The organism is Pseudomonas sp. PL-6 (assembly GCF_054110165.1).
In genome coordinates, this window is record NZ_CM134189.1 from 2,822,981 (window position 1) to 2,845,318 (window position 22,338).

Consider the following 22,338-nt stretch of genomic DNA (forward strand, 5'->3'; position numbering starts at 1 on the left):
CAACGAATGTTTCTTATGCACTGCATCTGGGAGATTGATGGATGGCCCTGTACCCAAGCATCGACAGCGAACTGCTGCGTACCTTCGTCGCCATCGTCGACCAGGGCGGCTTCACCCGCGCCGCCGAGGCGGTCAACCGCACCCAATCGGCGGTGAGCATGCAGATGAAGCGCCTCGAGGAAGACGTGATGCAGCGCCCGCTGTTCCAGCGCGACGGCCGCCAGGTCAGCCTGACCGCCGAGGGCCAGCTGCTGCTCGGTTACGCCCGACGCATCCTCAAGCTGCACGGCGAGCTGCTGACCACCCTGCGCGAGCCGCACATGGTCGGCACCGTGCGCATCGGCACGCCGGACGACTACGTGATGCGCTTCATGCCCGGCATCCTCTCGCGCTTCGCCCAGGCCTACCCCATGGTGCAGGTCGAGCTGCACTGCGAACCCTCGTTCCAGCTGCTGCAGCGCCAGGATCTGGACCTGACCATCGTCACTCGCGAACCGGGCAAGGAAATCGGCCAGTTGCTGCGCCAGGAGCGCATCGTCTGGGCCGAGGCCCAGGGCTTCAGCCCGCACGAACAGGAGCCGCTGCCGCTGGCGATGTTCAACTCGCAATGCTTCTGCCGCTCCTGGGCGTGCAATGCGCTGGACGCCATGGAGCGCGAGTACCGCATCGCCTACACCAGCCCCAGCCTGTCGGCGATCATGGCGGTGGTCAGCGCCGGCTTGGCGATCACCGCGCAGCTGCAGAGCCTGATCACCCCGGACATGCGCATCATCGGCGAGGCCGAGGGGCTGCCGGCCATGCCCTCGGCGAGCATCGTGCTGCTGCGCAACGAGGCCAGCCAGTCGCCGGTCACCGAGTGCCTGGCCGAGCATATAGTCGAGGGCTTTCGCCTGTAGCCGGAGGCAATCCAGCAGCGCCCGCCGCTGCTACTCCAGGGCCAGCAGCGCCGCACAGACCAGCAGAAAACCGCAGAACAGGCTGCGCAACAGGCGCTCCGGCAACGCGTGGGCCATGCGCACGCCCCAGCTGATGCTGAGCAGCCCGCCCACCGCCAGGGGCACGCCCATCCACCAGTTGACGTGCTGGTGCAGCGCGTAGGTCAGCAGGGTCACCCCGGTGCTGGGCAGCGCCAGCGACAGCGATAGCCCCTGGGCCACCACCTGGCTGGTGCCGAACAGGCTGGTCAGCACCGGCGTGGCCACCACCGCACCACCGACGCCGAACAGCCCGCCCATGGCGCCGGAGACTCCGCCCAGCGCGCCGAACCAGCCCCAGGGATGACGCAGCTCGGCGCTGGCCGGCGCCTGGCGCATCGACATGCGCAGCAGGTTGTAGGCGGCCAGGGCCAGCAGGAAGCCGACGAAGGCCCAGCGCATGGTGCACGCCTCCAGCCCCACCGCGTAGAGCGAGGCCAGCCAGGCGCAGAGCAGGCTGGAGCCGCCGAGCAGCAGTGCGTGGCGCGGATCGATGCGGTTGCGCTGGTGGTAGCGCCACAGCGCCAGCATCACGTTGGGCACCACCATCACCAGGGCCGTACCCTGGGCCAGCTGCTGATCCAGGCCGAACAGCACGCCGAGCACCGGAATGGCGATCAGCCCGCCACCGATGCCGAACAGCCCGCCCAAGGTGCCCAGGCTCAGGCCCAGCAACAGATTCAGCGAAAGATCGAGCAGATTCATGGCACCTCCAGGCAATGGGCGCATGCTAATCAGGGGCGGATGGCGCGGAAACGCATAGCCACGCACAATGGCTGCGCTTATCACGCACAACAGAGTCGCCATGAACCCCGATGCCCTGACCGACCAGCTGCAACTCTTTCTCGACGTGCTGGAGGCCGGCAGCTTCTCCGCCGCCGCGCGCCGCCACCCGCTGACGCCCTCGGCGGTGGCGCGGCGCATCGACGCCCTGGAGCGCGGCCTCGGCAGCAGCCTGTTCAGCCGCAGCACCCACGCAGTGCGCGTCACCCCGGCCGGCCTGGCGTTCGCCGAGCGCGCCCGGCGCATCCTCGCCGAGCTGCACCTAGCGCGCGCCGAGGCGGTGTCGCTGAGCAGCGCGCCGGAGGGGCTGATCCGCATCGACGCGCCCTCGCCCTTCGGCCGCCGCCACCTGGCCCCGGCCATCGCCGAGTTTCTCGGCGCCAACCCCGGGCTGGACGTGCAGCTGCGCCTGATCGACAGCTTCACCGACCTGCACGGCGAACACCTCGGCGAAGTGGACATAGTCGTGCGCATCGGCCCGCTGCCGGACAGCCGCCTGGTCGCCACGCCGCTGGCCTCGATGACCCGCATCCTCTGCGCCAGCCCGGACTACCTGCGCCGCCGCGGCATTCCGCGCAGCCCGCTGGAGCTGGAACAGCACGACGGCCTCGACTGGGACAGCCTGGCGCCGCCCTACGCCTGGCGCTTCGAGGCGGACGGCAAGCTGCAGCTGTGCAAGCCCAAACGCCTGCGCCTGACCACCAACAACGCCGAAACCCTGCTGTTCAGCGCCCTCGCCGGCCTGGGCATCGCCCACCTGCCGACCTGGCTGAGCAGCGAGCACCTGCAGCGCGGCGAACTGCTGCCGCTGTTCTGCGAGACCGGCCTGCCGCCGGCAGAGCCGGTGAGCATCTACGCCCTGCGCCTGGAACGCGAAGCCAGCCCGCGCACGCGCCTGCTGCTGAGCTTTCTCAAGCAGCGCTTCGGCTTCCCACCGCCCTGGGACCAGGCCCTGCAGGCCGGCCTGGCGACGCCGCAGCAATAGCACGGGAAACCGTGGGAGGAGCTTTGGCCACGACAAAGCCGGAGCCTTGCCGGCGGCAGAGCCCGAATTCCGGGCACAAAAAACCCGGCGCAAGGCCGGGTTTTGTCTGACGCGCAGGCTTAGGCTTGCGGCGCCTGGGTGCGGCCCTTGTAGGAACCGTCACGGGTGTCGATCTCGATCCAGTCGTCGATGCCGACGAACTCGGCGACCTTGATCTCGGTGCCGTTGCGCAGCTTGGCCGGCTTCATCACCTTGCCGGAGGTGTCGCCACGGGCGGCGTTCTCGGTGTAGACCACCTGACGCACGATGGTGGTCGGCAGGTCGACGGAGATCACCTTGCCTTCGAAGAACACGGCTTCGCAGACGTCGGTCATGCCTTCTTCGATGAACGGCAGGACGCTTTCCAGGTCTTCGGCGCGCAGTTCGTAGGAGTTGTACTCCGGATCCATGAACACGTAGTCCTCACCGCTGATGTAGGACAGGGTCACTTCCTTGCGCTCGAGGATCACCGGCTCCATCTTGTCGTCGGCCTTGTACACGGTCTCGGTCTTGGAGCCGTTGAGCAGGTTCTTCAGCTTCATCTTGACGATGGCGCTGTTACGGCCGGACTTGGTGAACTCGGCCTTCTGGATCAGCCACGGCTGGCCGTCGATCAGGGCCACGCTGTTGGGCTTCATTTCTTGTGCGGTTTTCATACGAATATCCGAAATATGCGGGAGGTACAGAAATCTAGGCCGCGTATGATAGCCAATTTCGGTAAAACTGTTCCAGCGCCGTGGCAAGGTCCGGCCGAGCGGCCTGCTCAACGCACCAGCGCTCGGCGTGCGCCGCCAGCTCCGGCCAGACCGGCAACAGCCTGTCCCAGGCCTCGCCCATGCCCTTGCCGGCGTTCCAGGCGCGGCACAATTCGCCCAGGGCTGCGGCCGCCGCGGGCGACAGTTCGGCGCCGTACAGCGCCAGAAAAGCTTCCAGCTTGTCCCAGTGGGCGCCCTCCTCCTGCTGATAGATGTGCCAGAGCAGCGGTCGCCCGGCCCACTGCGCGCGGACGAAGGAATCCTCGCCGCGCACCGCATTGAGGTCGCAGCACCAGAGCAAGCGGTCGTAGTCGTCCTGCGCCATGAACGGCAACACCTGGATCTGCAAGCTGCCGCGCTGCCGGCGGTCGCCGGGGACCAGCCCGTCCTCGCCGAGCCAGGCCTGCAGGTCGCCGAGGATCTTGCCCTGCGGCACCAGCAGCTGACTGGCCTGGCGCTCGTCTGCCAGCGCCTGCAGCCAGTCCGCCAGCCCCGGGTTCTCGTAGGCGAACAGCGAGATCAGCCGCGCGCCGGCCTGGCGCGTCACGCCGAGGCGCTGGAGAAAGGCCTGCTGCGCCGCCGCGTCGGCCTGGAAGGCGCGCCGCCGCGCCAGCAGATCGCCCTCGCGCAGCAGACCGCCGGTGCCGGCGACGAAGCCGGGAAAGAAGAAGAATTTCTGCAAGCCGCCCGGCTGCGGCGACGGCAAGCCATGGCAGCCGGCCACCCAGTCCTCGGCGCTGAGGTATTCCAGGTTCAGCCACAGCCGCCGCGCCCCGCTGGCGGCCATCGCCTCTATATAGGCGGGCGGCAGGTGGCAGGCGAAGGCCTCGATCACCACCTCGGCCGGCTCCACCGCGGGCCAGGGCGCACTCCAGTGACACAGCTCGACGCCGGCCAGCTGCTGGCGGGCGGCCGTGGTGCTGGCCTCGGGGCACAGGCGCGCGAAGGCGGCCAGCTCGTCCACCCACAGGCGCACCGCATGGCCGTGCTCGGCGGCCAGCTGACGCGCCAGACGCCAGGTCACCCCGATATCGCCGTAGTTATCCACCACGCTGCAGAAAATGTCCCACTTCGCCACGCATGCGCCCCTCGGAAAAAGGCCGCCAGTGTACCTCGCGAACAAGAAAAAGCCCGCCAGAGGCGGGCCAAGGGGAGCGCGGGAGCACGCGCAGGAAAACCATGGAATCAGGCCAGCAGCGCGGCGCCCTCGTCGCGCGCGGCAGTGCTCAGCAGCCACACCGCCTGGCAGGCCAGCGCGGCCTCGCGCGATGCGAAGGGGCCGGCCTTGGGCTGGCCGTCGACCATCAGCAGCCAGCACGCCATATGGCCGTCGGACCTGAGTTCGGCGGGTACGGCGCTGCCGACCAGGGACACCACATCGATACGGGACATAACGACCTCCAACTGAATCTGCGTTGAGTCCACCTTAGGCGCCTGGCCGTCTGCGCGGAAATCAGTGCTTTCGATAGTCACCATGGTTATTGCCAATGGATCGCGGCCGGCCGCTCAGATGTCCGCTTGATAGAGAGCCAGCACGACGGGCGCATCCGCGGCCAGGGCGTAGGGGGCGCCGGCCATCAGCATGGCCAGAGTCAACGAGCTGAGCTTGAAGCACGGCTGCCTGGGCGTATCTCTCCGCAAAAACGAAAGGACCGCTCAGCAGATGCCACGAACGCCGGGAACCTCGACAGCGCTCCGCTGCCGCCAGCCGGAATCGGAGTTAATGATATTTACTGTTATTTGCCAGTTAAGCGTATTTACAAACCACACAAATTGCCCCGAGTCACACGCACCACTCTGGCACGCGAATAGACGGCGAAGTACTGGAAATAGAGAGACTGCGGCGCCCTGGACTTGACCGGCCCCGGGAGCGCTCGCGATGCGCAGGCCAGCACGTCCGAAGCCGCTAGCGAGCGGCGCCTGCCGAGCGCAGGCGCCGTACAGGCTGACCAGGCGAAAAAGCCCAGCGCAAGGCTGGGCTTTTTGAAAGTGGCGGTGAAGAAGAGATTCGAGCCTGTTTTGGTAGCGGGTCAGTGCGTGCCAAAGCCGCTCAATACAGGCTTTCCGCTTCCCTCGCCTGCTCGATTTGTCGCTATACGGCTCTATGATTTCGACACTTTTTCGACACCATCCGCCAAACCCGCGCTATGATTCTTGGCAAAATTTGCCAAGAGGAACGCCCAATGAGCACCATGAACATCTCCCTGCCAGACGCCCTCAAAAGCTTCGTCGATGAACAGGTGAGCCAGCGCGGTTACGGCACCAGCAGCGAATACGTGCGTGAGTTGATTCGTAAGGATCAAGACCGCCAACACCTTCGTGGCCTGCTGCTTGCCGGTGCTGCATCTGCTCCCGCCGCCCCAGCCGATGCCGACTACTTCGAATCGCTCCGTGCCCGCGTGCGGAACGCTCAAGGATGAAGCAAAAACCCATTATCCCGCGTGAGTTAGCAAACAGAGACGTAGACAGCGCCATTGCCTACTACCTGGAAGAACAGGCCGAGAAAGCCGCACTAGGCTTCATAGATGCCCTGGAGCGAGCCTATAAGCAGATAAGCCGTCACCCGGCCTCCGGTTCGGCGCGTTACGCCCATGAACTGGATCTGCCCGGTCTACGCTCCTGGCCGCTTCAGCGCTACCCCTACCTGGTCCTCTATGTCGAGCAGGATAATCATATTGATGTGTGGCGGGTGCTGCATAGGATGAAAGACATTCCACGCCTTCTCACCCCGTAGCATAGAAAGAAGGGGTAGATCTATTTATCGCAAATCCTTCCTATTAGTCTACCCGGCCAACTTCTTGATTCTTGATGGCGTTACATTTAAAACATTATCAGATATATCAAAGATAAGATTTGACACATAAACGACATTATCAACGGTCAATGGAAGAGAGGAAAATTTATCTGCATAGGCACTTAAAACACGCCCCCTATCGACTCTAAGCAGTCTTTTAGGAACTTCACGCTCAGTATCAAATATATCTTTTAGAGCATCACCAAGACCACCAGCCATTCTCATCCTAAACTTTAAATTTAACATCGCCTCCCAACTTTGTTTCTTATAATGACGATAAGCAAGATCTTCAAAAATCTTCCTCATACCCCACTCACTGGTCTCCAAGGCTGCAGCTATCCCATTTAAAGCCCTTGATAGATCATCATTACCGAGCCAGTGCTCTTTTTTCTTGTACCTTAAATCATGCTCAACTTCATGCCACCCTTCTGAAAGAACGCTTCTGACCTGCACTTCAAAAGTAGTATCAATTGGACGCTCATATATATTCTGAATCATATCAGCCGAATATATACTGGGAACCTCAAAAACCAAGTTGTATCTCGTTACGGAAAACTCCTCGCTACCAGGGCGATCAATTGCCGAATCGCTTTCATAGAAACTGTAGGCATCACATAATATCTTTCTAGCAATTTCGATATCATCCGAAAAATACAGCACAACACGAATACCAATAGCATCCTGTATTTTCTTTCCACCCTGCGAATATTTTAAAGTACCAGTATTCTCACAAACTGCTTTTATTTTTTTCAGAAGCGAAGCCCCATCTTTCCCGCGCCCAAAAACTCTGCATAGAATTCCGCAAGCAGTAAGTTTTCGCTCAACCTCTAAGCGCAACGCTTCTGCCAAGTGCCTGAATTCGCTATCCATAATCATTACCTCCCCAATATCGCTCTTATTTCATTTATGGCACTCAGGTTCAGTTCCACAAAAAGTGACGATCGCGCCTCTGCCAATATTCCCTTCTTTTTGAGAGAACCAATAGCGCTATACATATCTTGCGGCGTAATGTTTCCAGCGTCTGCAAAATTACAAATCCCACGAATAGGACGATGCTTGTGTGTTATGGTCTCTCGACCAACAGGCCAAAACTTCTCCAAAACTGCACACTCCGCACGCGCCAGCGCATCGAAATGAACATCATCGCCCTCTTGCTCTTCGGCCATTGCGTCCTCTATAAATCCATTATCAGCAACACATCCTGGGAAATATATATCCCCCACAAAACCTGGCGATTTAATAAATATGCAATTGAAAAACTTGCACTCAAAAAAGCTGACACCATCTAGCCTATCTGAATAAAACACACACGAGGTAAACTGACAGCCATTAAACTGAACACTCCTTACTGCTGTATCACGCCCAAACTCTACATCTTTAATGGCTAAAGAATTAATTTCACCGTCACCAAGATCAAAATCGATCCTCTGCAACAAACTTAAAGAAGCGCTCACCTTGTTAGTGAGACTGACAAACTCTAAAGACTCTCTTATTCTATTCCATAATATTTCTTTGGTTTCTTTTGATCTCGTCCTATAGGAAAAAACTGCGGGTTCCAGATAGCGCCAATCATCACATATCCAATCAGAATCATTTGCAATATCTCTTGCAATATAATGCCCAAAAACAAACTCATTAATGAATTCGATTTTTGTAGGGTTTCGAGAACTCCTATCTAAAAAAGCATGGCTTGCAAGCTTGTTTGCAATACCTTCTGGGGCCGGTCTATTTTCAGTTGGATATCTATCAATCGCCAAGTTAATTAAGTCCTCCCCTTCTGATAGTATTAAATCCATTATGTAGGACCTATCTTCGGACTTATACCCACCCGCAACCATGTCATGAGCTACAATATCCAGCATTGCGTTTTGTTCATCTGCAGACATCGCCAGATCTTGACGCTGCCTCTCTCGCTCAAGAATAAAGTCAAAATAACTATCAACCAAACCTTCTGGCTTACTGCATATAATTCTTAACTCTTCATCTGATATATATCTTAGAAAAGACAGCAGCACAGGGTTTGCAATTGATTTGATCTCGATTCCTGACAACTCAAGAACTTCTCGTCTTGGTGCCTCTAACCAATCCGTTACCTTGGGCTCATTGATCTGAATTTTTACTAAAGAAAACTCAGATTTATTATTTTCAACCCATGCATGGAACCCATCCCCTTCAAAAAGCATAGTTTTACGAGTGGTTAGGATAATTTTTGCCTGCCCCTTTAAATACTCTCCAATTGTCTCCAGCATGGGTTCTTTAGAGTCAAAGTCCTTATCTGACTCTTCATTATCCCTTAGTAGCTCGTCAAAACCATCCAATATAGTGACAATTCTACCGCTTGCAGTTTCATCCTTTATCAATTTTGAAGAAAGACTAGGAAAGGAACGATCAATCTCATCTAGCAATACGTGTTTAAAAATCCGCGCCTGTCTATTTTTTGACAACTCTGCAAGCAAAGGAATTCTATCTTGCATTGAGTTAATTTTTGAGGCCAATTCATAGGCAGCGCAGGTCTTACCATAGCCAGCGGCCGCCTCAACTACGAATATAATTGGTAGTGGATCGTTTATCCTATCCAGCACTTCCTCTGAAATATCTTTTGTGCCGACAATTCCATTAATCGTATATGGCGCACTTAAATATTTATACTCAGAAGAATCGCTATATTTCCTACTAATAGATCTAGTGAAAGAATTATAGTCCGCACTAATTTTTCTTCTATACAAATCTACCGCAAAGAAGCTCTTAAAAAGACGCTCCTCAAACCCCTCAAAATATTCTAAAGTCTCGCAAGAGTAGCCAACCAAAGAGAGCTCTTGCTCTAAAGCTGACGCATCAGCATTTTTCTTTGTCTTTACAATCTCTACGTTTTTAAACGGCCCAGTGACCAAGAGAAACGCGATAAGCCCTTCTTCCGGCCGCTCTTCCTCTATTGAAAATCCGTACCTTAAATACGCTGACTTAACTTTTTCGAAATCCATTTATTTGATCCACCATTATTTAATTAATTTTTTGCTTGATTATTTCGCAGCATATCAATTAAGCCGCTGCGAAGAATACAATTACCCCATTGGATTAAAACTGCTCGCTGCAGAGCAATAGCGAGTCTTCATACGGTCACTATGCGTCTTACGGTCACTGCCATAGCGGGCACGCCAGGTTCTGCATTGTTCATGAAAGTGCTGTTTGGCGGCCTTACGGCATTCGCGGTAGTCGATTGATCCACGCCGGTGATTGGCGCAGACGCTGGTACCGTCAATGTAGTTGTTCACCGATAACCATTCCGCCAGGTAGTTCGTGCCGCCGTTCCAGCTCTTGATCCACTTGAAAGTATGCTCGCGGCTTACCTGCTTGGCTTGGCGCTGCTGTGTTTGCTGGGGTGCTTGGACTATGCGATGGGTGGCTGGCGGTGTGTATGTACTGGCCGGTTGTTTAGGTGTGTAGTTATTATCACTGAATACGTTCTGAGAACTGGCAATCGCCCTCGCCTTTTCTTCCTCCGTCCATTCCATCGAGGCATATGGCTGAGGCTGATTGACGGGTTGGTGTGCAACCCGCTGCGCGGGTGGATCGATGGGAATGGATGGCAGCCTTATGCTCTCTTCCGGCGCGCTGTAGGGCTGTGGCGCCGGTTGCTGGCTGAACAAGGGTTTGCCGTCTACATGGATCGCCTGCTTGAGCTGATCAACGTTGATCACGATTGGTTTTGCAAACAGCGCGATCACGCCCCAGGTAATCGCGGAACCCATGCCCAGGATGGCTGCCATCCGCCACGGGGCTGGCTTTTTCTTGCTACGCAGATAGCATGGTGCGTCGTCCCAGTCAGATTTCATGCTGCCTCCCTTCTAAAGCCTCAGACAAGATACTTCCTTGTTAGAATGTAATACTAATAAGAAATCTGCCTCATCACGGCATCAACCCATGCGAAATATTTTTCATCAGATATATCAGCCTCCACTATCTGCTCCCCATCCGCCTCAACAATAATCCGCCCTTTTCCCTCCGGCAGACTTATCTTAATAAATTCAGGAAGCCCCCACTTGGGATCAAAACTCGGATCATCCGTCATTAACTCCACAGTTACGTCGACGGGGAAATATCTAGAAAAAACACTCGTGGCAGCCAGATATAACTCTACAATCTCTATATACTCTAACGCCTCATCACCCGTTGGAGTATAATATTCGTGCTCGACGGTATTCCTTAGCTTATTTATTCTTTTAATTATTGCAGGACTAAGCACCCCACATTTTCCCAAAAACTCTAATTTCGATGGGAAGTCCTTCTTCCCTTTTGTGAGCTTCCATCCCAGAGCATATGCCAACCCCTCCACTTGATAGTGTAGCGCCCGCTTTGCATTAGACACTGCGTTTATCAAGCACCTAGATTCACTGTATTGCTCATACCCCGCATAATCTGCCTGAGCATAAGAAAGGTACATTTCAGGCCATATACCTTCCTTGGGGTAGTATATCTGCACTCCTTCCCGATCAATGAAATACCAACCAATCATTTCAGGGTCATACTTATTGACCATTTACTCACCCCCTCGGGCGTACCAGCGCCTAGCTACGTCCGTTGTAATCGCTATCCCGCGCTTTGATCGGGCAAGTTTGAATTAGCCTGATCGTATTCGGGTGCTTGTTTGCCCCGCTTCCGGTGCAACTTGGCCGCTGGCGATCCATAGCACATAGCTAGGGAACAGCTTCACCAGCACCTCAACCTCCTCGGTGCTGATGCGAGCCTTCCGGTAACGCAGGTTCTTTCACCTTCTCCAAGTGATATCAGATTGCCTCACAAGCTTGACCCGAATAGTGACGGAACGAGCATGGAACTGGAAGAGCTGGAACCTTCGAAGCTGATAGGCCCGCAACAGGACGTGGAAACCGTCGAATCCAGGGCCGACCGCAACGGCCTGACCTACGACACCGGGCGGGCCTGGGCAATAAAAGGCGCTCTCCCTACCGTAAACCCAGTCGATGCCTATCGATAGTGAGCTGGAGAAGGCCTCGATCAAGCTACCGGCCGGCCAGGCCACACACTTACTGCGGCACACCTTCGCCAGTCACTTCGTCACACGGGACGGGAACATCCTGAGACTGCAGAAGATCCTGGGGCATAGGTCGCTGGCGATGACCATGCGCACCTGTCGCCGGACCATCTGCAGGGCTCACTGCGGCTCACCCCACTAACCGACGACGGGCATTAACATCCCGCACTTTTGCCATACGCTTGCGGCATAAATCGGGAGAATCGCTCCATGCACACCCTTACTGCAAGCGAAGCACGCGCCAACCTCCATCAGCTGATCGATCAATCCGCCGAATCTCACCAGCCCATTCTGATAACCGGTAAGCGGGTGAACGCTGTGCTGATATCCGCCGAGGATTGGGAAGCGATTCAGGCAACCCTGCACTTGCTTTCCATCCCTGGCATGAGCGAATCCATCAAGGCAGGCATGTCCGAGCCAGGAGACCAATGCGCGAAGACACTGGATTGGTGATTTCGCTAAGTGTCTAGCTGGGGCCACTGCTGGAAGGGTTCCAGCTGTGGCCGCTGCGAGGAAAACCCGGCGTTCGACACTTCTTCGACACCTGCCGAACGCCAGAAAGCAAAAAGCCCCGAAAGCTTGTGAGCTTTCGGGGCTTTAGGTATTGCGAAAGTGGCGGTGAAGAAGAGATTCGAACTCTTGATACGGTTTCCCGTATACACACTTTCCAGGCGTGCTCCTTCAACCACTCGGACACTTCACCGGATTTCGACGTTTTTGCGTGTAGCCCGTCGAGGCGCGCTAATGTAGTCGAATGTTTTCCCGATGGCAAATTTTTTTTCAGAAGATTCATGCGCTTAAGAGCAGGACGGGTCTTCGCCGCGGCGCTCGCCGAGCAGCTCGTCGAAGCGCATGTGGCCGAACAGCAGAAAACCCAGGGAGATGAACAGGCCGACGGCGAACAGGGCCAGCACGCCGAGCGGGTTGTGCAGCTGCGGGCGCTCGCCGATCAGCACCGAGACCAGCAGCAGGACGAGCGCCGCGGCGACGCAGAGGATGGACGACAGCAGATTCATGGGCGACTCCTTCGATTCGCCGCCCACTCTAGTTGCCGCCCCGATCCCTCGACCAATTGCCATCGGCCATCGCGGCAATAGGCGAAATCGCTGACCCGCCGGTCAGCCGCGGCGCTTTACCGCAGCGGTGCGGCTGAGTACCTTCTGCCCACATTCAGCCCCGCGGCCTTAATAAGGAAACTGCCATGAGCGACCTGATCAGCTACCAACTCGAAGACGGCATCGCCACCCTGACCCTGAGCAACGGCAAGGTCAACGCCATCTCCCCCGATGTGATCGCCGCCTTCAATGCCGCGCTGGATCGCGCCGAGCAGGATCGCGCCATCGTCATCCTCACCGGCCAGCCGGGCATCCTCTCCGGCGGCTACGACCTCAAGGTGATGACCTCCGGCCCGCAGAACGCGATCAACCTGGTGGCGGCCGGCTCGACCCTGGCGCGGCGCATGCTCGCCCACCCCTACCCGATCATCGTCGCCTGCCCGGGCCATGCGGTGGCCAAGGGCGCCTTCATCCTGCTCTCGGCGGACTACCGCATCGGCGTCGAGGGGCCGTTCAATATCGGCCTGAACGAGGTGCAGATCGGCATGACCATGCACCACGTCGGCATCGAACTGGCCCGCGACCGCCTGCGCAAGTCGGCCTTCCACCGCTCGGTGATCAACGGCGAGATGTTCGATCCGCAGGGCGCGGTGGACGCCGGCTTCCTCGACAAGGTGGTGCCGGCCGAGCAACTGCTGGCCACCGCCCAGGCCGTGGCCCAGCAGATGAAGAAGATCAACATGACCGCGCACAAGAACACCAAGCTCAAGGTGCGCAAGGCGCTGCTGGAGACCCTGGACGCGGCCATCGAGCTGGACAAGCAGCATCTGATCTGAGGCCGCCCCGCTTTATCCGAGCCCGGCCTGATGCCGGGCTTTTTGTTGGCTATGCCCCGCTATGTGTCGATGCTCCGATCCGGCGTTTTTATGGCGCGGCCACGGGCGAAGCGCCTGCTCCTAGGCGCCCAAGCCGCCGCGTTCGAGCAGATGACTCATCGCCGCCTTCAGCTTCATCGGCCGTACCGGCTTGTGCAGCAGGCTGTGGCCCAGCTCGCGCATCTGCTGCTTGAGCTCGTTGCTGTAGTTGGCGGTGATCATCAGCGCCGGTAGCGCGGCGCTGCGCCGGGCGTTGATCTGCGCCACCGCGTCGACGCCGTTGCGTTCGTCGTCGAGGTGGTAGTCGGCGATCAACAGGTCGGCCTCGGCGTGGTAGTTGTCCACCTGGCGCGCCAGGTCTTCTTCGCTCAGCGCCGTGACCACTCGGCAGCCCCAGCCTTCGAGCAATGTGCGCATGCCGGCGCAGATCGCCGCGTCGTTATCCAGCACCCACACCCGCGCGCCGGAGAGGCGCTCGAGCAGCTGGTCCGGGCTGTCGTGCAGCGCCCGCGCCTTGGGCGCCAGGCGAGTCAGCGGCACCTCGACGGCGAACATCGAGCCCCTGCCCGGCTGCGAGGCCACGCGGATGCGGTGGCCGAGCATGCGCGCGATCTTGTCGACTATGGCCAGGCCCAGGCCGAGGCCGCGGTCCTGCTTGCGCTGCACCGTGTCGCCGCGCTTGAACTCCTGGAAGATCTCGCCGAGCTTGTCCGGCGCGATGCCTATGCCGGTGTCCCACACCTCGATCGACAGGCTGTTGCCGCGCCGCCGGCAGCCGAGCAGGATGCGCCCGCTGGCGGTGTAGCGGATGGCGTTGCTCAAGAAATTGCGCAGGATCCGCGCCAGCAGCTGCAAGTCGCTGCGCACCAGCGCCGAGCTGGGCAGGTAGTCCAGGCGCAGGCCCTCGCTACCGGCGATCTGATGGTATTCGGCGGCGAGGTTCTCCAGCAGCTCGCTGACGGCGAACGGGGCGATGTCCGGCTTGATCACCCCCGCGTCGAGCTTGGAGATATCCACCAGGGTGCCGAGCAGGCTCTCCACGTCCTCCAGCGAGTTGCTGACGTTGCGCACCAGCGGCGCGCAGCCGGACAGGTCGTCCTTCTCCAGCAGCGCGCTGGTGAACAGCCGCGCGGCGTTGAGCGGCTGCAGCAGGTCGTGGCTGACCGCGGCGAGGAACTTCGTCTTCGACAGGTTGGCCTGTTCGGCCTCGCCCTTGGCCTCGCGCAGGCGCGCCGCCATCTGCGTACGTTCGTCGATCTCGCGGCGCAGCTGCTCGTTGACCGTGGTCAGCTCGGCGGTGCGCTCGCGCACGCGCTGCTCCAGGTGCTGGTAGGCCTGGTGCAGCGCCTCGGCGGTGCGCCGGCGCTCGGTGATGTCGCGGATCAGCACGAAGATCCCCACCACCTCGCCGCTGGCCTGGCGGTTGGGCACGTAGGAACGCAGCATGTAGCGCTCCTGGCCGCTGTGGTTGGTCTCGGCGAACTCGAAGGTCACGCTCTCGCCGGACAGCGCCCGCTCGACGTAGGGCTCCAGGCGCCGGCAGTGCTCCTCGCTGTGCACCTCGCGCAGGCTCTGGCCGAGCATGGCCCCGCGCGGCCAGCAGTACCATTCCTCGTAGACCTTGTTGGTGAACTCGTAGAGCAGATCGGCCGACAGGTAGGCGATCAGCGCGGGCACGTGGTCGGTGATCAGGCGGATCCAGCGCTCGCTGTCGCTCAGCGCCTGGGCCTGGCGGTGGCGCTCGGTGATGTCGGTAAAGGTGTTGACGAAGCCGCCGGTGGGCAGCGGATGGGTGCGCACCTCGAGCATGCGCCCGTCGAACAGACGCACCTCCACCTGGCGCAGCGGCTTGCCGGCGATATCGCGGCTGGCCGGGGTCAGCGGCTCCAGCTCGCTTTCGGCCATCACCTCGGCGAAGGGTCGATGCGCGTTGATCGGCGCCAGGCCGCAGAGTTCGAGGAAGCGGTGATTCCACAGCTCCAGCGCGCCCTCGGCGTTGACCATGGCCATGCCCTGGGACAGGTTGTCCACCGCGCGTTGCAGCAGGCGCGATTTCTGCGCCAGGGCCTGCTCACGGCGCAGTGCTTCGCTCTGCTTGACCTCGGTAATGTCGGTATAGAGGATCACCAGGCCTCCTTCGCGGGTCGGCCGCTCGCTGACCTGCACCCAGCGGCCGTCCTGCAGGCGGAACAGGCTCGGCTCGCCCTCCTTGCCCAGCTGCGCCTCCACCACCAGGCCGGTGCTGCGACTCAGGCGCCTGATCTCCTCCAGCCGAGTACCGGTGCCGATGCGCGCCCGGCTGCGCGCCCATAGCGCCTTGAAGCGGCTGTTGAACAGGACGATGCGCTGGCGGTCGTCGAACAGCACGAAGGCGTCGGAGATGCTCTCGATGGCGTCGATCAGGTGCTGGTGGGCGGTCTCGGCGCGCAGCCGCGCGTCGCTGAGCAGCTGGTTGCTGGATTTCAGTTCGGCCATCGCCTGGTTCAGCGCGTCGGTGCGCTCGCGCACCTGCTCGGCCAGTACCACCGAGTGCTGGAAGGCGGCGTAGGCATCGTCACCACGCGAGTGGATCGACTCCACCCGCTCGATCAGCGCGGCGTTGATCCGCTTGAGCTTGGCGTTCTCGCCTTCCAGCGCGGCCAGGCGCACCTGCAGCTCGGCGCCATCAGCCGCGACCAGGGCGGCCAATGGCGACTCCGGTGAAGGTCTGGTTGATGTGCATGCCATTGAACTGCTCTCCGTAGGAGTTGAAGCCGATCACCCGCTGCCGACGCAGAAAGGCCGACACCGGCAGGCTGCCGCCGTCGTTCTCGATCTCCAGGCGGCGCAGGAAACAGTCGCAGCCGATGGTCAGCAGCAGCGGACCGAGGCGCTGCTCGAGGCCGGCGAACAGCTGCTCGAGATTCGGCAGCAGCGGCCCGGGGCGCATGGCGGTGAGGACGATGCCGTTCTCCACCGCGCAATAGAAGCTCAGGCTGAGGTCGTCGTGCACCTGCTGGATCGAGCGCACGTAGTAGTGATCGCTGATGCGCACCGCCAGCGGATAGGCGGCGAACACCCGGTGGTCCAGGGCATCGAGCGGCACGCCGATCAGCTCGGCGTATTCCTGCGCGGCCGGCGCGGCGTTGAGCTCGTAGACGCGGCGGCTGGCGCTGTCGGCGCGGGTCACCACCAATTTCTCGCCGCTGGGCTGGATGTGGTGGGTGCTGAATACCTCGAAGTCGAGCCAGGTATTGAACAGCACCACCACCGCCGCGCCGCTGTGGAAGCGTCCGCCGTGGTAGACGTGGGTGTGGGTCAGGTGGTTGTCGTCGCCGGCCGAGCCGCCGAAGTGCGGGATGCTGCCCAGCGCCGCGCTGAGCGCGCCGAGCACCAGCTCCTCGCGGCTGGACAGGCCGTCGAGCAGGGTCAGGGCGAAGCTATGGCCCTTGATCGAGGCCAGCTCGTTGCTGCGGCAGTCGCGCACCAGGCCGTCGACCAGCTGCTGCGCATCGAGCAGGTTGAAGCGCTCCATCTCGTCGATCAGCGCGCTGGCGATGGAGAAGCAGCGCAGGTCGAAGCCCAGCGCCACCACGCAGCCGCGGCCGTAGCCCTGCGGGGTGATCTCGCCGGCGCTGGTGCAGCCGACCAGGCTGACGCCGCCGAAGTGCTGCTCCAGGGCCCGGCCGAGGGCTTCGAGGTCGTACTCGGCCGAGCAGAAGAACAGCACGAAGCCGAGGTAGGGATGGATCAGCTGGCGCGCCAGCTCCTGGGCGGCCTGCTCCACATCCTTTGCGCTGGAAACGGCGCTGAGCACGCCTTCCGACTGTTCCAAGGCCATAAGACGCCCCAATACACCTGCTGGATAGGGGGAAATTCTACGAAGCGGAGGATGGCTGCCCCATGCTACTTGAGTACTGGGTCGGGCCTTCCTAGGTAGGGTGTCGCGGGGCCGCCAGGCCGGGCGCAGCAGCGGCAACCGGGTGCGCACGGCGCATCCTACGAGGCGCAGGCAAAAAAAGACCGGGCAGCGGTCGCCCCCTGCCCGGCCCTGTGCAACGGTGTTTACCAGCTGAGCACGGCGCCCACGGCGAAGGTGTCGGTGTCCTCGTTCAGGCCGCTGCCCTCGGCGGCATCGATCTCGTACTGGTTGTACTCGGCCACCAGCTTGAGGTTGTCGTTGATGGTGCGAAAGTAGGCCAGACCGCGGGTCTCGTAGTCGGCCGCCACGCCCAGGCCGTTGCCGTCGTCCTCGGTCTTGCCGTAGGACAGTGCCACGCGGTTCTTGCCCCAGGTGTAGGAGCCCTGCAGCAGGTAGCCGTCGCTGTCGATGTCGCGCAGGGTCGGCTCGCCCAGGTTGTTGGTGAAGAAGGGGTTGATGCCCTTGGCCTGGAAGCCCGAGCCGGTCAGCGAGAGGCCGCCGAACTTGGCCTGCACGCCGTAGCCGAGGCCCTTGGAGGTCACGGTATCGACGCTGTCGTCGGTGTTTTCCGAGGTCTGGTAGGCGCCGTTGACCCAGGTGTAGATGGTCGAGCCGCCCAGGTCGAACTGGTAGCTGACCTCCGACTCGAAGCGCGGCTCTTCCTGGTAGGCCTTGCCCACGGCGCTGTCGTCGTTGGTGTCCACCGGGTCCATGATGCCGACCGCCAGGCGCAGGCCCTCGGCCAGGTGGTTGTTGCGGTAGGTGATCTGCGAGGTCGGGAACGGGTACGGATAGCCGGTACCGATGTTGCCGAAGGACACGCCGGTGCCGTCGACCAGGCCGAGGGTATCGGAGACGTTGCCGTAACCGGCCAGCAGTTCGTCGAGGAAGATGTTGGAGCGCGAGAACAGGCCGAAGTCCTTGCCCACCAGCACCTCGCCCCACTCCGGGTTGGCCACGGTGCCGTAGAACTGGCGCACGTCGATAGCGGTGTCGGTGCCGTTCTGCTCGCTGTCGTTGATGGTCACCCAGAACGAGGAACGCCCGCCGAGCTTGAGATCGTCGATCTGCTTGCCGAAGTTGAAGCCGATCCAGTTGGGCAGAAAGCCCATCTTCACCCGCGACTGGCGGCGGTCGAACTGCTCGCCTTCGCGATCCACGTCGCTGTTGACGTAGAAGGCGTTGATATAGCCGTCGGTGGAGAAGGTGGTGTCGTCCTGGTCGTACAGGACGATCTCGGCGGCGGCCTGCTGGGCGCCGGCCAGGGCGACGGCCGCAGTCAAGGCAAGGGGCAGAAACCGGGGGTTGGCGATCTTCTTGTTGTGCATAACGCTCTCCGCTTGAGTGGCGACCGCCAGGGCAGTCGGGTCGGAGGCGATTATCGAAAGGCGCCGGGGCCGGCCATACGCTGCCTTGGCAGCGTTTGCCCGCTGCTTTGGCGCGCCCTGCCCGGCTTGCCCCGGGCGGCCCGCGACCGACCCGCTACCGGTAGCGGGCGAAAGGTCGTAGTACCGGGACAATCCTTGGGCGTAGAAGCGCACGGAGCACCGACTACCGGCGGCAACCCTGAGGTGCGCCGCGCGCCGCGAAGACCATCGAAAAGAAGGGGAAAGAAAAAGGCTATGTCTGCGTTAGGTGTTGGGAGTGGGTGCAAAGGCCCGTAGGGTGGGCTTTAGCCCACCACCGGTGGTTGGCGTGGGCTAAAGCGGATCGCCGCCCGGCCCACAGGCCCCCGAGCCTTCATTGGAGCCCCAGCAACGGCTAGCAGGGGCATAGCCAAGAAATGCACGCTTAGACGTGCGGCCCTGCTCCACTGGCCAGTACGCGCCAGTGGCCGCTATGCAACAACTGCGCATAAGCCGCCTGCAGCTCGTCCGGCGTCAACTCGGCCAGCGCCTGGCGCACCCGTTGCGGGTGCGCCTCGCTCAGCCCGGCCAGCTGCAGCTGCCACAACTGTTCGGCGCGGGCCAGGTTGCTCTTGGGCGGGCGCAGGGCCTGCGCCAGCTCGTCGCGGCAGCGGGCGAACTCCGCCGCCGACAACGCGGCGAGGCGCTGGCGCTGCTGATCGAGAAAGGTGTGGATATGCTCGAAGATGCCGGCCGCCTCGCACACCGGCGACTGCAGGGCGAACAGCAGCACGCGCTCGCTCTGCACCTGGCGGTAACCGGCAAACAGCGCATAGCCCAGTTGCAGCTCGCCGCGCAGGCGGCGGTAGAAGGCCCCCTGCAGCAGCTGCCCGAGCAGGCGCCAGGCCGCCTCGCTGCGCGGCTCGACATCCGCCAGCGGGCACAGCAGCACCAGCGCCGCATCGCCGCCCGGCTGCTCCAGCTCGCGCCAGATCAGCGCTTGGTTTGGCGCCGCCGGCGGCTGCACGGCGGGCAAGGGCTCGACCGCGGCGAACAGCGCGTCGAGCTGCGCCCGCTCGCTCTGCCCTAGGCCGACGCTGAGTCCCTGCAGGCCGCAGCCGTTTCGGGCACCGCCCAGCTCCGGCAACCGCTGCAGCAACCGGCGCAGCAGCAGACCCTCCGCCATCGGCTCGGTTGTCTCGGTCGCAGGCAGCAGCAACAGCGGCAACAGCCGCGCGCTGCAGCCCGGCAGCAGGGCCGCGGCGCCGTGCAGCGCCAGGCTCCAGCCGTCCGGCTGCACCTCAAGCTGCAGGACGACGCCCAGGCGTTCACAGCTGCGTTGCAGATCGGCGATACGCGCCTGCAACTCGGGCAAGGCGGGCTGACCGGCCATTTCGCCACGCCAGTGCAGCGCGGCCGGCCCGCCGGCGGCCGCGCCGGGGTAATGACGCAGGCGAGCGAGCGGCAGAATGGGCGACACCACCTCGGGCAACGTCAGCAGCGACTCGCCCGGCACCAGGCGCCCGCTGAGCCGCGGCGCGGGCAACTCGCGCGGCGGCAATGCGGCCAGCGGCAACGCCAGACCGGTGGCCGGCCACAGCGGTCGCTCCTGGTTGGCGCAAGTCAGTTCGATCAGCCCGGTACCGCCGGCCAGTTGGGCGAGCAAGGCATCGAGCGTCTGCAGCAGGCGGGCATCGTCCGGCTCGGCTTCGGCGTCCTGCAGGCTACCCGCCAAGGCCAGCGGCCCCATGCCGAACCGGCGCATGGCCTGGGCCTGGTGCCATTCGGCCAGACGCGCCGACCAACCCGGATCCGCCCGCACCTGGCGCAGCCAGCCCTGCAGTTCGGCGATCAGTTGCCCGCCCCGCTCCGCCTCGGCGCCGGCAAAATCCAGGCGCAGCAGGCACTGCCCGGCATGCCGGTACAGCACCCGCGTCTGCAGCTGCCGGCACAGCCGCGCCTGGCGCAGGCCGGCGAGCAGCCCGCCGGGCGCCGGCTCCTGCAGCACGTCCAGCAGCAGGTCCAACGCCGCTGCCAGGTCGGGCTCGGCCAGTTGCACGGCATAGCCCAAGTACAGGCCTGCGCTAGCGTGCTGCAGCGCCAGGCGCGGCGTCCGCAGCGGCAGCATGGGCGGCGGCGTTTCGCCCGCCGCCTCGCCCGCCGGCAGCTCCTTCAGCAGAGATCGACCAATATCCAGCAGTTCTGCCGGCGACTGCGGCCCCACCAGCGTCAGGCGCATGTTGCCGGCCTGGTAATGGCGCCGGTGATAGCCCTGCAGCGCCTGCGCAAAGGCCGCCTGCTCCACGGCCAGGCTGACGCGATCGCCGGCCAGGAAGTCGCCGCAGCGATGCCCCGCGGCCAGCGCCTGGCCGAGGGCGTGATCGATACGGCTGTCGGCGTCGGTGCTGCGCGCCTGGTATTCGGCGTGCAGCACCTCGCGCTCGCGCAGCTGCGCGGCACCGTCCAGTAGCGGCCGGAGCAGCATGTCGAGCAGACGCGCCAGCGCCGGCCGCAGGCGCTCGGCCGGCAGCTCGCAGACGAAATCGGTATGACGCGCCTGGGTCGAGGCGTTGACCTGGCCGCCGCAGCCCTGCACATAGGCCATCAGCCCCTGCTCCACGCCATAGTCGCGGCTACCGAGAAACAGCAGGTGCTCGAGAAAATGCGCCAGCCCCGGGTAGGCGGCCGGCTCGTCGTGACTGCCCGCCGCCACCCGCAGGCAGATGCCCACCCGCTCGGCCCAGGGCTGCTGCGCCACGTCCAGCGTGGCGCCATTGCTCAGGCGCAGCCGGTACCGGCCGGCGGAGAAAGAAGGTGAAACGCCATGCATCGCAGCTACTCGGGGCAGTCCGCGCCCAGAGTCGCCCCGGCGCACGGCGCCGGCAATGCTGCTTTCGCCCGGTCCGACCGGCACTTTGGTCGTAGGGGCGAGTCATCCCGCGGCGCGGTTACTGCTGTTGCACCTGCAGCAGCGGCGCCACCTGCACCAAGGCGTGCATCTGCTCGCCGCCACCGCCGCGGCGCATGCCGCGCACCGGGCAGGCGTCGAGGTAATCCAGGCCGACCGCCAGCTTGAGGTGGCGCTCAGGCCGGGCCAGGCAGTTGGTCACGTCGAAGCTGTACCAGGCGCCGTCCAGCCAGGCCTCGGCCCAGGCGTGGCTGGCCAGGTGCTCGGCATTGTCGGTGTACAGGTAGCCGGACACGTAGCGGGCCGGCACGCCCAGGCTGCGCGCGCAGGCGAGGAAGGCGTGGGTGTGGTCCTGGCACACGCCGCGGCGGCCGGCGAAGGCTTCGGCGGCGCTGGTGTCGACCGCGGTGATCCCCGGCTGGTAGGCGATATGGGCGTTGAGCGCGTGCATCAACTCGATCAGCCCGTTTCGGTCGCTGCGCGCCTTGCTCTGCTGGCTAGCGAACTCGCGCAAAGCGTCGTCGGCCTCGGTCAGGCGGGTGAAACGCAGGAACGGCAGCGCCGACTGGCGCTCGTGCTCGGCCTCGCGCGCCTCGTCGATATCGACCTGGCCGCGGGCGCCGATGACGATGGCCTCGTGCGGCTCGTCGAGGGTCAGCACATGGAGGATATTGCCGTAGGGGTCGAGCTGCGCGCGCACCGGGCGCGGCAGGTCGAGCTGCCAGCTGAGCACCTGCTGGCGCTCACTGTCGTGGGGGGTCAGGCGCAGGTACTGGATGCTCGCGCGTACCTGGTCGTCGTAGCGGTAGGTAGTGTCGTGGCTGATCGAGAGTCTCATGCGACCTCCAGGTAGGACGTGTGAATGGTGTTGCC

At 62.0% G+C, this 22,338-nt stretch carries 20 protein-coding genes, 1 tRNA gene and 3 pseudogenes; 8 read left to right on the forward strand and 16 right to left on the reverse strand.

Features of this window, described 5'->3' with window-relative positions:
- Positions 1-41 precede the first annotated feature (41 nt).
- Positions 42-896 carry a LysR substrate-binding domain-containing protein gene (locus tag ACW9UL_RS11880; protein ID WP_021444561.1) on the forward strand — a complete coding sequence of 285 codons (855 nt, stop codon included), beginning with the start codon at positions 42-44 and terminating at the stop codon, positions 894-896.
- A gap of 30 nt (positions 897-926) precedes the next feature.
- Here ACW9UL_RS11880 and ACW9UL_RS11885 read toward each other — a convergent pair whose 3' ends face one another.
- Positions 927-1,679 carry a sulfite exporter TauE/SafE family protein gene (locus tag ACW9UL_RS11885; RefSeq protein WP_457787120.1) on the reverse strand — a complete coding sequence of 251 codons (753 nt, stop codon included), beginning with the start codon at positions 1,677-1,679 and terminating at the stop codon, positions 927-929.
- Positions 1,680-1,779: 100 nt separating this feature from the next.
- Here ACW9UL_RS11885 and ACW9UL_RS11890 point away from each other — a divergent pair, with 100 nt between their 5' ends.
- Positions 1,780-2,742, forward strand: coding sequence for a LysR family transcriptional regulator (locus ACW9UL_RS11890; RefSeq protein ID WP_122107714.1), 963 nt, complete (start codon positions 1,780-1,782; stop codon positions 2,740-2,742).
- Positions 2,743-2,861: 119 nt separating this feature from the next.
- Here the strand turns inward: ACW9UL_RS11890 and efp are convergent, their stop codons facing one another.
- The 3 genes from efp to ACW9UL_RS11905 all read right to left on the reverse strand — a co-directional run bounded on the left by efp (position 2,862) and on the right by ACW9UL_RS11905 (position 4,928).
- Positions 2,862-3,437 (reverse strand): elongation factor P, encoded by a 576-nt coding sequence (gene efp, locus ACW9UL_RS11895; protein ID WP_031303472.1) that lies wholly within the window; start codon positions 3,435-3,437, stop codon positions 2,862-2,864.
- Positions 3,438-3,471: 34 nt separating this feature from the next.
- Positions 3,472-4,614, reverse strand: coding sequence for an elongation factor P maturation arginine rhamnosyltransferase EarP (gene earP, locus ACW9UL_RS11900; RefSeq protein ID WP_457787121.1), 1,143 nt, complete (start codon positions 4,612-4,614; stop codon positions 3,472-3,474).
- 107 nt (positions 4,615-4,721) lie between these two features.
- Entirely contained in the window at positions 4,722-4,928 is a 207-nt protein-coding gene (locus ACW9UL_RS11905; RefSeq protein ID WP_122107712.1) for a hypothetical protein, read from the reverse strand.
- Between the two features lie 791 nt (positions 4,929-5,719).
- Between ACW9UL_RS11905 and ACW9UL_RS11910 the strand changes: the two genes are divergently transcribed.
- Positions 5,720-5,956, forward strand: a complete 237-nt coding sequence (locus ACW9UL_RS11910; RefSeq protein WP_119691472.1) for a type II toxin-antitoxin system ParD family antitoxin — start codon at positions 5,720-5,722, stop codon at positions 5,954-5,956.
- Entirely contained in the window at positions 5,953-6,270 is a 318-nt protein-coding gene (locus tag ACW9UL_RS11915) for a type II toxin-antitoxin system RelE/ParE family toxin (RefSeq protein ID WP_457787122.1), read from the forward strand. The genes ACW9UL_RS11910 and ACW9UL_RS11915 overlap by 4 nt, the downstream gene beginning before the upstream one ends.
- 48 nt (positions 6,271-6,318) lie before the next feature.
- Here the strand turns inward: ACW9UL_RS11915 and ACW9UL_RS11920 are convergent, their stop codons facing one another.
- The 5 genes and pseudogenes from ACW9UL_RS11920 to ACW9UL_RS11940 form a co-directional block, all read right to left on the reverse strand.
- Positions 6,319-7,200 (reverse strand): RelA/SpoT-related domain-containing protein, encoded by an 882-nt coding sequence (locus ACW9UL_RS11920; protein WP_457787123.1) that lies wholly within the window; start codon positions 7,198-7,200, stop codon positions 6,319-6,321.
- Positions 7,201-7,205: 5 nt separating this feature from the next.
- A complete protein-coding gene (locus tag ACW9UL_RS11925; RefSeq protein ID WP_457787124.1) occupies positions 7,206-9,311 on the reverse strand; it encodes an NACHT domain-containing protein in 2,106 nt (701 codons plus the stop codon).
- An 81-nt stretch (positions 9,312-9,392) separates the two neighbouring features.
- Positions 9,393-10,163 (reverse strand): hypothetical protein, encoded by a 771-nt coding sequence (locus ACW9UL_RS11930; RefSeq protein ID WP_457787125.1) that lies wholly within the window; start codon positions 10,161-10,163, stop codon positions 9,393-9,395.
- Positions 10,164-10,216: 53 nt separating this feature from the next.
- Complete coding sequence (locus ACW9UL_RS11935; protein WP_457787126.1) at positions 10,217-10,867, reverse strand: DUF4145 domain-containing protein; 651 nt, start codon at positions 10,865-10,867, stop codon at positions 10,217-10,219.
- 50 nt (positions 10,868-10,917) lie between these two features.
- Positions 10,918-11,128, reverse strand: a pseudogene (locus ACW9UL_RS11940) (hypothetical protein).
- Between the two features lie 30 nt (positions 11,129-11,158).
- Here ACW9UL_RS11940 and ACW9UL_RS11945 point away from each other — a divergent pair.
- The 3 genes and pseudogenes from ACW9UL_RS11945 to ACW9UL_RS11955 all read left to right on the forward strand — a co-directional run.
- Positions 11,159-11,299: pseudogene (locus ACW9UL_RS11945) on the forward strand (DNA-binding protein); the annotation flags it as partial.
- Positions 11,300-11,327: 28 nt separating this feature from the next.
- Positions 11,328-11,539, forward strand: a pseudogene (locus ACW9UL_RS11950) (tyrosine-type recombinase/integrase); the annotation flags it as partial.
- 51 nt (positions 11,540-11,590) lie between these two features.
- Positions 11,591-11,833 (forward strand): type II toxin-antitoxin system Phd/YefM family antitoxin, encoded by a 243-nt coding sequence (locus ACW9UL_RS11955; RefSeq protein ID WP_457787127.1) that lies wholly within the window; start codon positions 11,591-11,593, stop codon positions 11,831-11,833.
- Positions 11,834-11,993: 160 nt separating this feature from the next.
- Here the strand turns inward: ACW9UL_RS11955 and ACW9UL_RS11960 are convergent.
- A tRNA-Ser gene (locus ACW9UL_RS11960) sits at positions 11,994-12,083 on the reverse strand.
- Positions 12,084-12,177: 94 nt separating this feature from the next.
- Positions 12,178-12,396 (reverse strand): hypothetical protein, encoded by a 219-nt coding sequence (locus ACW9UL_RS11965; RefSeq protein ID WP_021444924.1) that lies wholly within the window; start codon positions 12,394-12,396, stop codon positions 12,178-12,180.
- A 185-nt stretch (positions 12,397-12,581) separates the two neighbouring features.
- Here ACW9UL_RS11965 and ACW9UL_RS11970 point away from each other — a divergent pair, with 185 nt between their 5' ends.
- Complete coding sequence (locus tag ACW9UL_RS11970; protein WP_397497292.1) at positions 12,582-13,271, forward strand: crotonase/enoyl-CoA hydratase family protein; 690 nt, start codon at positions 12,582-12,584, stop codon at positions 13,269-13,271.
- Between the two features lie 120 nt (positions 13,272-13,391).
- On the opposite strand, the gene nahK is transcribed toward ACW9UL_RS11970, so the two are convergent.
- The 5 genes from nahK to ACW9UL_RS11995 form a co-directional block, all read right to left on the reverse strand.
- On the reverse strand, positions 13,392-16,037 hold the full coding sequence (gene nahK / locus ACW9UL_RS11975; protein ID WP_457787128.1) for a hybrid sensor histidine kinase/response regulator NahK/ErcS': 2,646 nt from the start codon (positions 16,035-16,037) through the stop codon (positions 13,392-13,394).
- The gene (nosP, locus tag ACW9UL_RS11980; RefSeq protein ID WP_122107707.1) at positions 15,976-17,130 is read right to left on the reverse strand and encodes a nitric oxide-sensing protein NosP; all 1,155 of its coding nucleotides are present in this window, start codon (positions 17,128-17,130) and stop codon (positions 15,976-15,978) included. Before nosP ends, nahK begins: the two co-directional genes overlap by 62 nt.
- 224 nt (positions 17,131-17,354) lie before the next feature.
- On the reverse strand, positions 17,355-18,539 hold the full coding sequence (locus ACW9UL_RS11985; protein WP_021444928.1) for a porin: 1,185 nt from the start codon (positions 18,537-18,539) through the stop codon (positions 17,355-17,357).
- 463 nt (positions 18,540-19,002) lie between these two features.
- Entirely contained in the window at positions 19,003-21,387 is a 2,385-nt protein-coding gene (pqqF, locus tag ACW9UL_RS11990; protein WP_457787129.1) for a pyrroloquinoline quinone biosynthesis protein PqqF, read from the reverse strand.
- A gap of 118 nt (positions 21,388-21,505) precedes the next feature.
- Positions 21,506-22,303, reverse strand: coding sequence for a transglutaminase family protein (locus tag ACW9UL_RS11995; RefSeq protein ID WP_457787130.1), 798 nt, complete (start codon positions 22,301-22,303; stop codon positions 21,506-21,508).
- Positions 22,304-22,338: the final 35 nt, after the last annotated feature.

Coding starts and splice junctions, on each gene's coding strand:
- ACW9UL_RS11880 (WP_021444561.1), top strand. CDS start 42: ATGGCCCTGTACCCAAGCATCGACAGCGAACTGCTGCGTACCTTCGTC.
- ACW9UL_RS11885 (WP_457787120.1), bottom strand. CDS start 1,679: ATGAATCTGCTCGATCTTTCGCTGAATCTGTTGCTGGGCCTGAGCCTG.
- ACW9UL_RS11890 (WP_122107714.1), top strand. CDS start 1,780: ATGAACCCCGATGCCCTGACCGACCAGCTGCAACTCTTTCTCGACGTG.
- efp (WP_031303472.1), bottom strand. CDS start 3,437: ATGAAAACCGCACAAGAAATGAAGCCCAACAGCGTGGCCCTGATCGAC.
- ACW9UL_RS11905 (WP_122107712.1), bottom strand. CDS start 4,928: ATGTCCCGTATCGATGTGGTGTCCCTGGTCGGCAGCGCCGTACCCGCC.
- ACW9UL_RS11910 (WP_119691472.1), top strand. CDS start 5,720: ATGAGCACCATGAACATCTCCCTGCCAGACGCCCTCAAAAGCTTCGTC.
- ACW9UL_RS11915 (WP_457787122.1), top strand. CDS start 5,953: ATGAAGCAAAAACCCATTATCCCGCGTGAGTTAGCAAACAGAGACGTA.
- ACW9UL_RS11920 (WP_457787123.1), bottom strand. CDS start 7,200: ATGGATAGCGAATTCAGGCACTTGGCAGAAGCGTTGCGCTTAGAGGTT.
- ACW9UL_RS11925 (WP_457787124.1), bottom strand. CDS start 9,311: ATGGATTTCGAAAAAGTTAAGTCAGCGTATTTAAGGTACGGATTTTCA.
- ACW9UL_RS11930 (WP_457787125.1), bottom strand. CDS start 10,163: ATGAAATCTGACTGGGACGACGCACCATGCTATCTGCGTAGCAAGAAA.
- ACW9UL_RS11935 (WP_457787126.1), bottom strand. CDS start 10,867: ATGGTCAATAAGTATGACCCTGAAATGATTGGTTGGTATTTCATTGAT.
- ACW9UL_RS11955 (WP_457787127.1), top strand. CDS start 11,591: ATGCACACCCTTACTGCAAGCGAAGCACGCGCCAACCTCCATCAGCTG.
- ACW9UL_RS11965 (WP_021444924.1), bottom strand. CDS start 12,396: ATGAATCTGCTGTCGTCCATCCTCTGCGTCGCCGCGGCGCTCGTCCTG.
- ACW9UL_RS11970 (WP_397497292.1), top strand. CDS start 12,582: ATGAGCGACCTGATCAGCTACCAACTCGAAGACGGCATCGCCACCCTG.
- nahK (WP_457787128.1), bottom strand. CDS start 16,037: ATGGCATGCACATCAACCAGACCTTCACCGGAGTCGCCATTGGCCGCC.
- nosP (WP_122107707.1), bottom strand. CDS start 17,130: ATGGCCTTGGAACAGTCGGAAGGCGTGCTCAGCGCCGTTTCCAGCGCA.
- ACW9UL_RS11985 (WP_021444928.1), bottom strand. CDS start 18,539: ATGCACAACAAGAAGATCGCCAACCCCCGGTTTCTGCCCCTTGCCTTG.
- pqqF (WP_457787129.1), bottom strand. CDS start 21,387: ATGCATGGCGTTTCACCTTCTTTCTCCGCCGGCCGGTACCGGCTGCGC.
- ACW9UL_RS11995 (WP_457787130.1), bottom strand. CDS start 22,303: ATGAGACTCTCGATCAGCCACGACACTACCTACCGCTACGACGACCAG.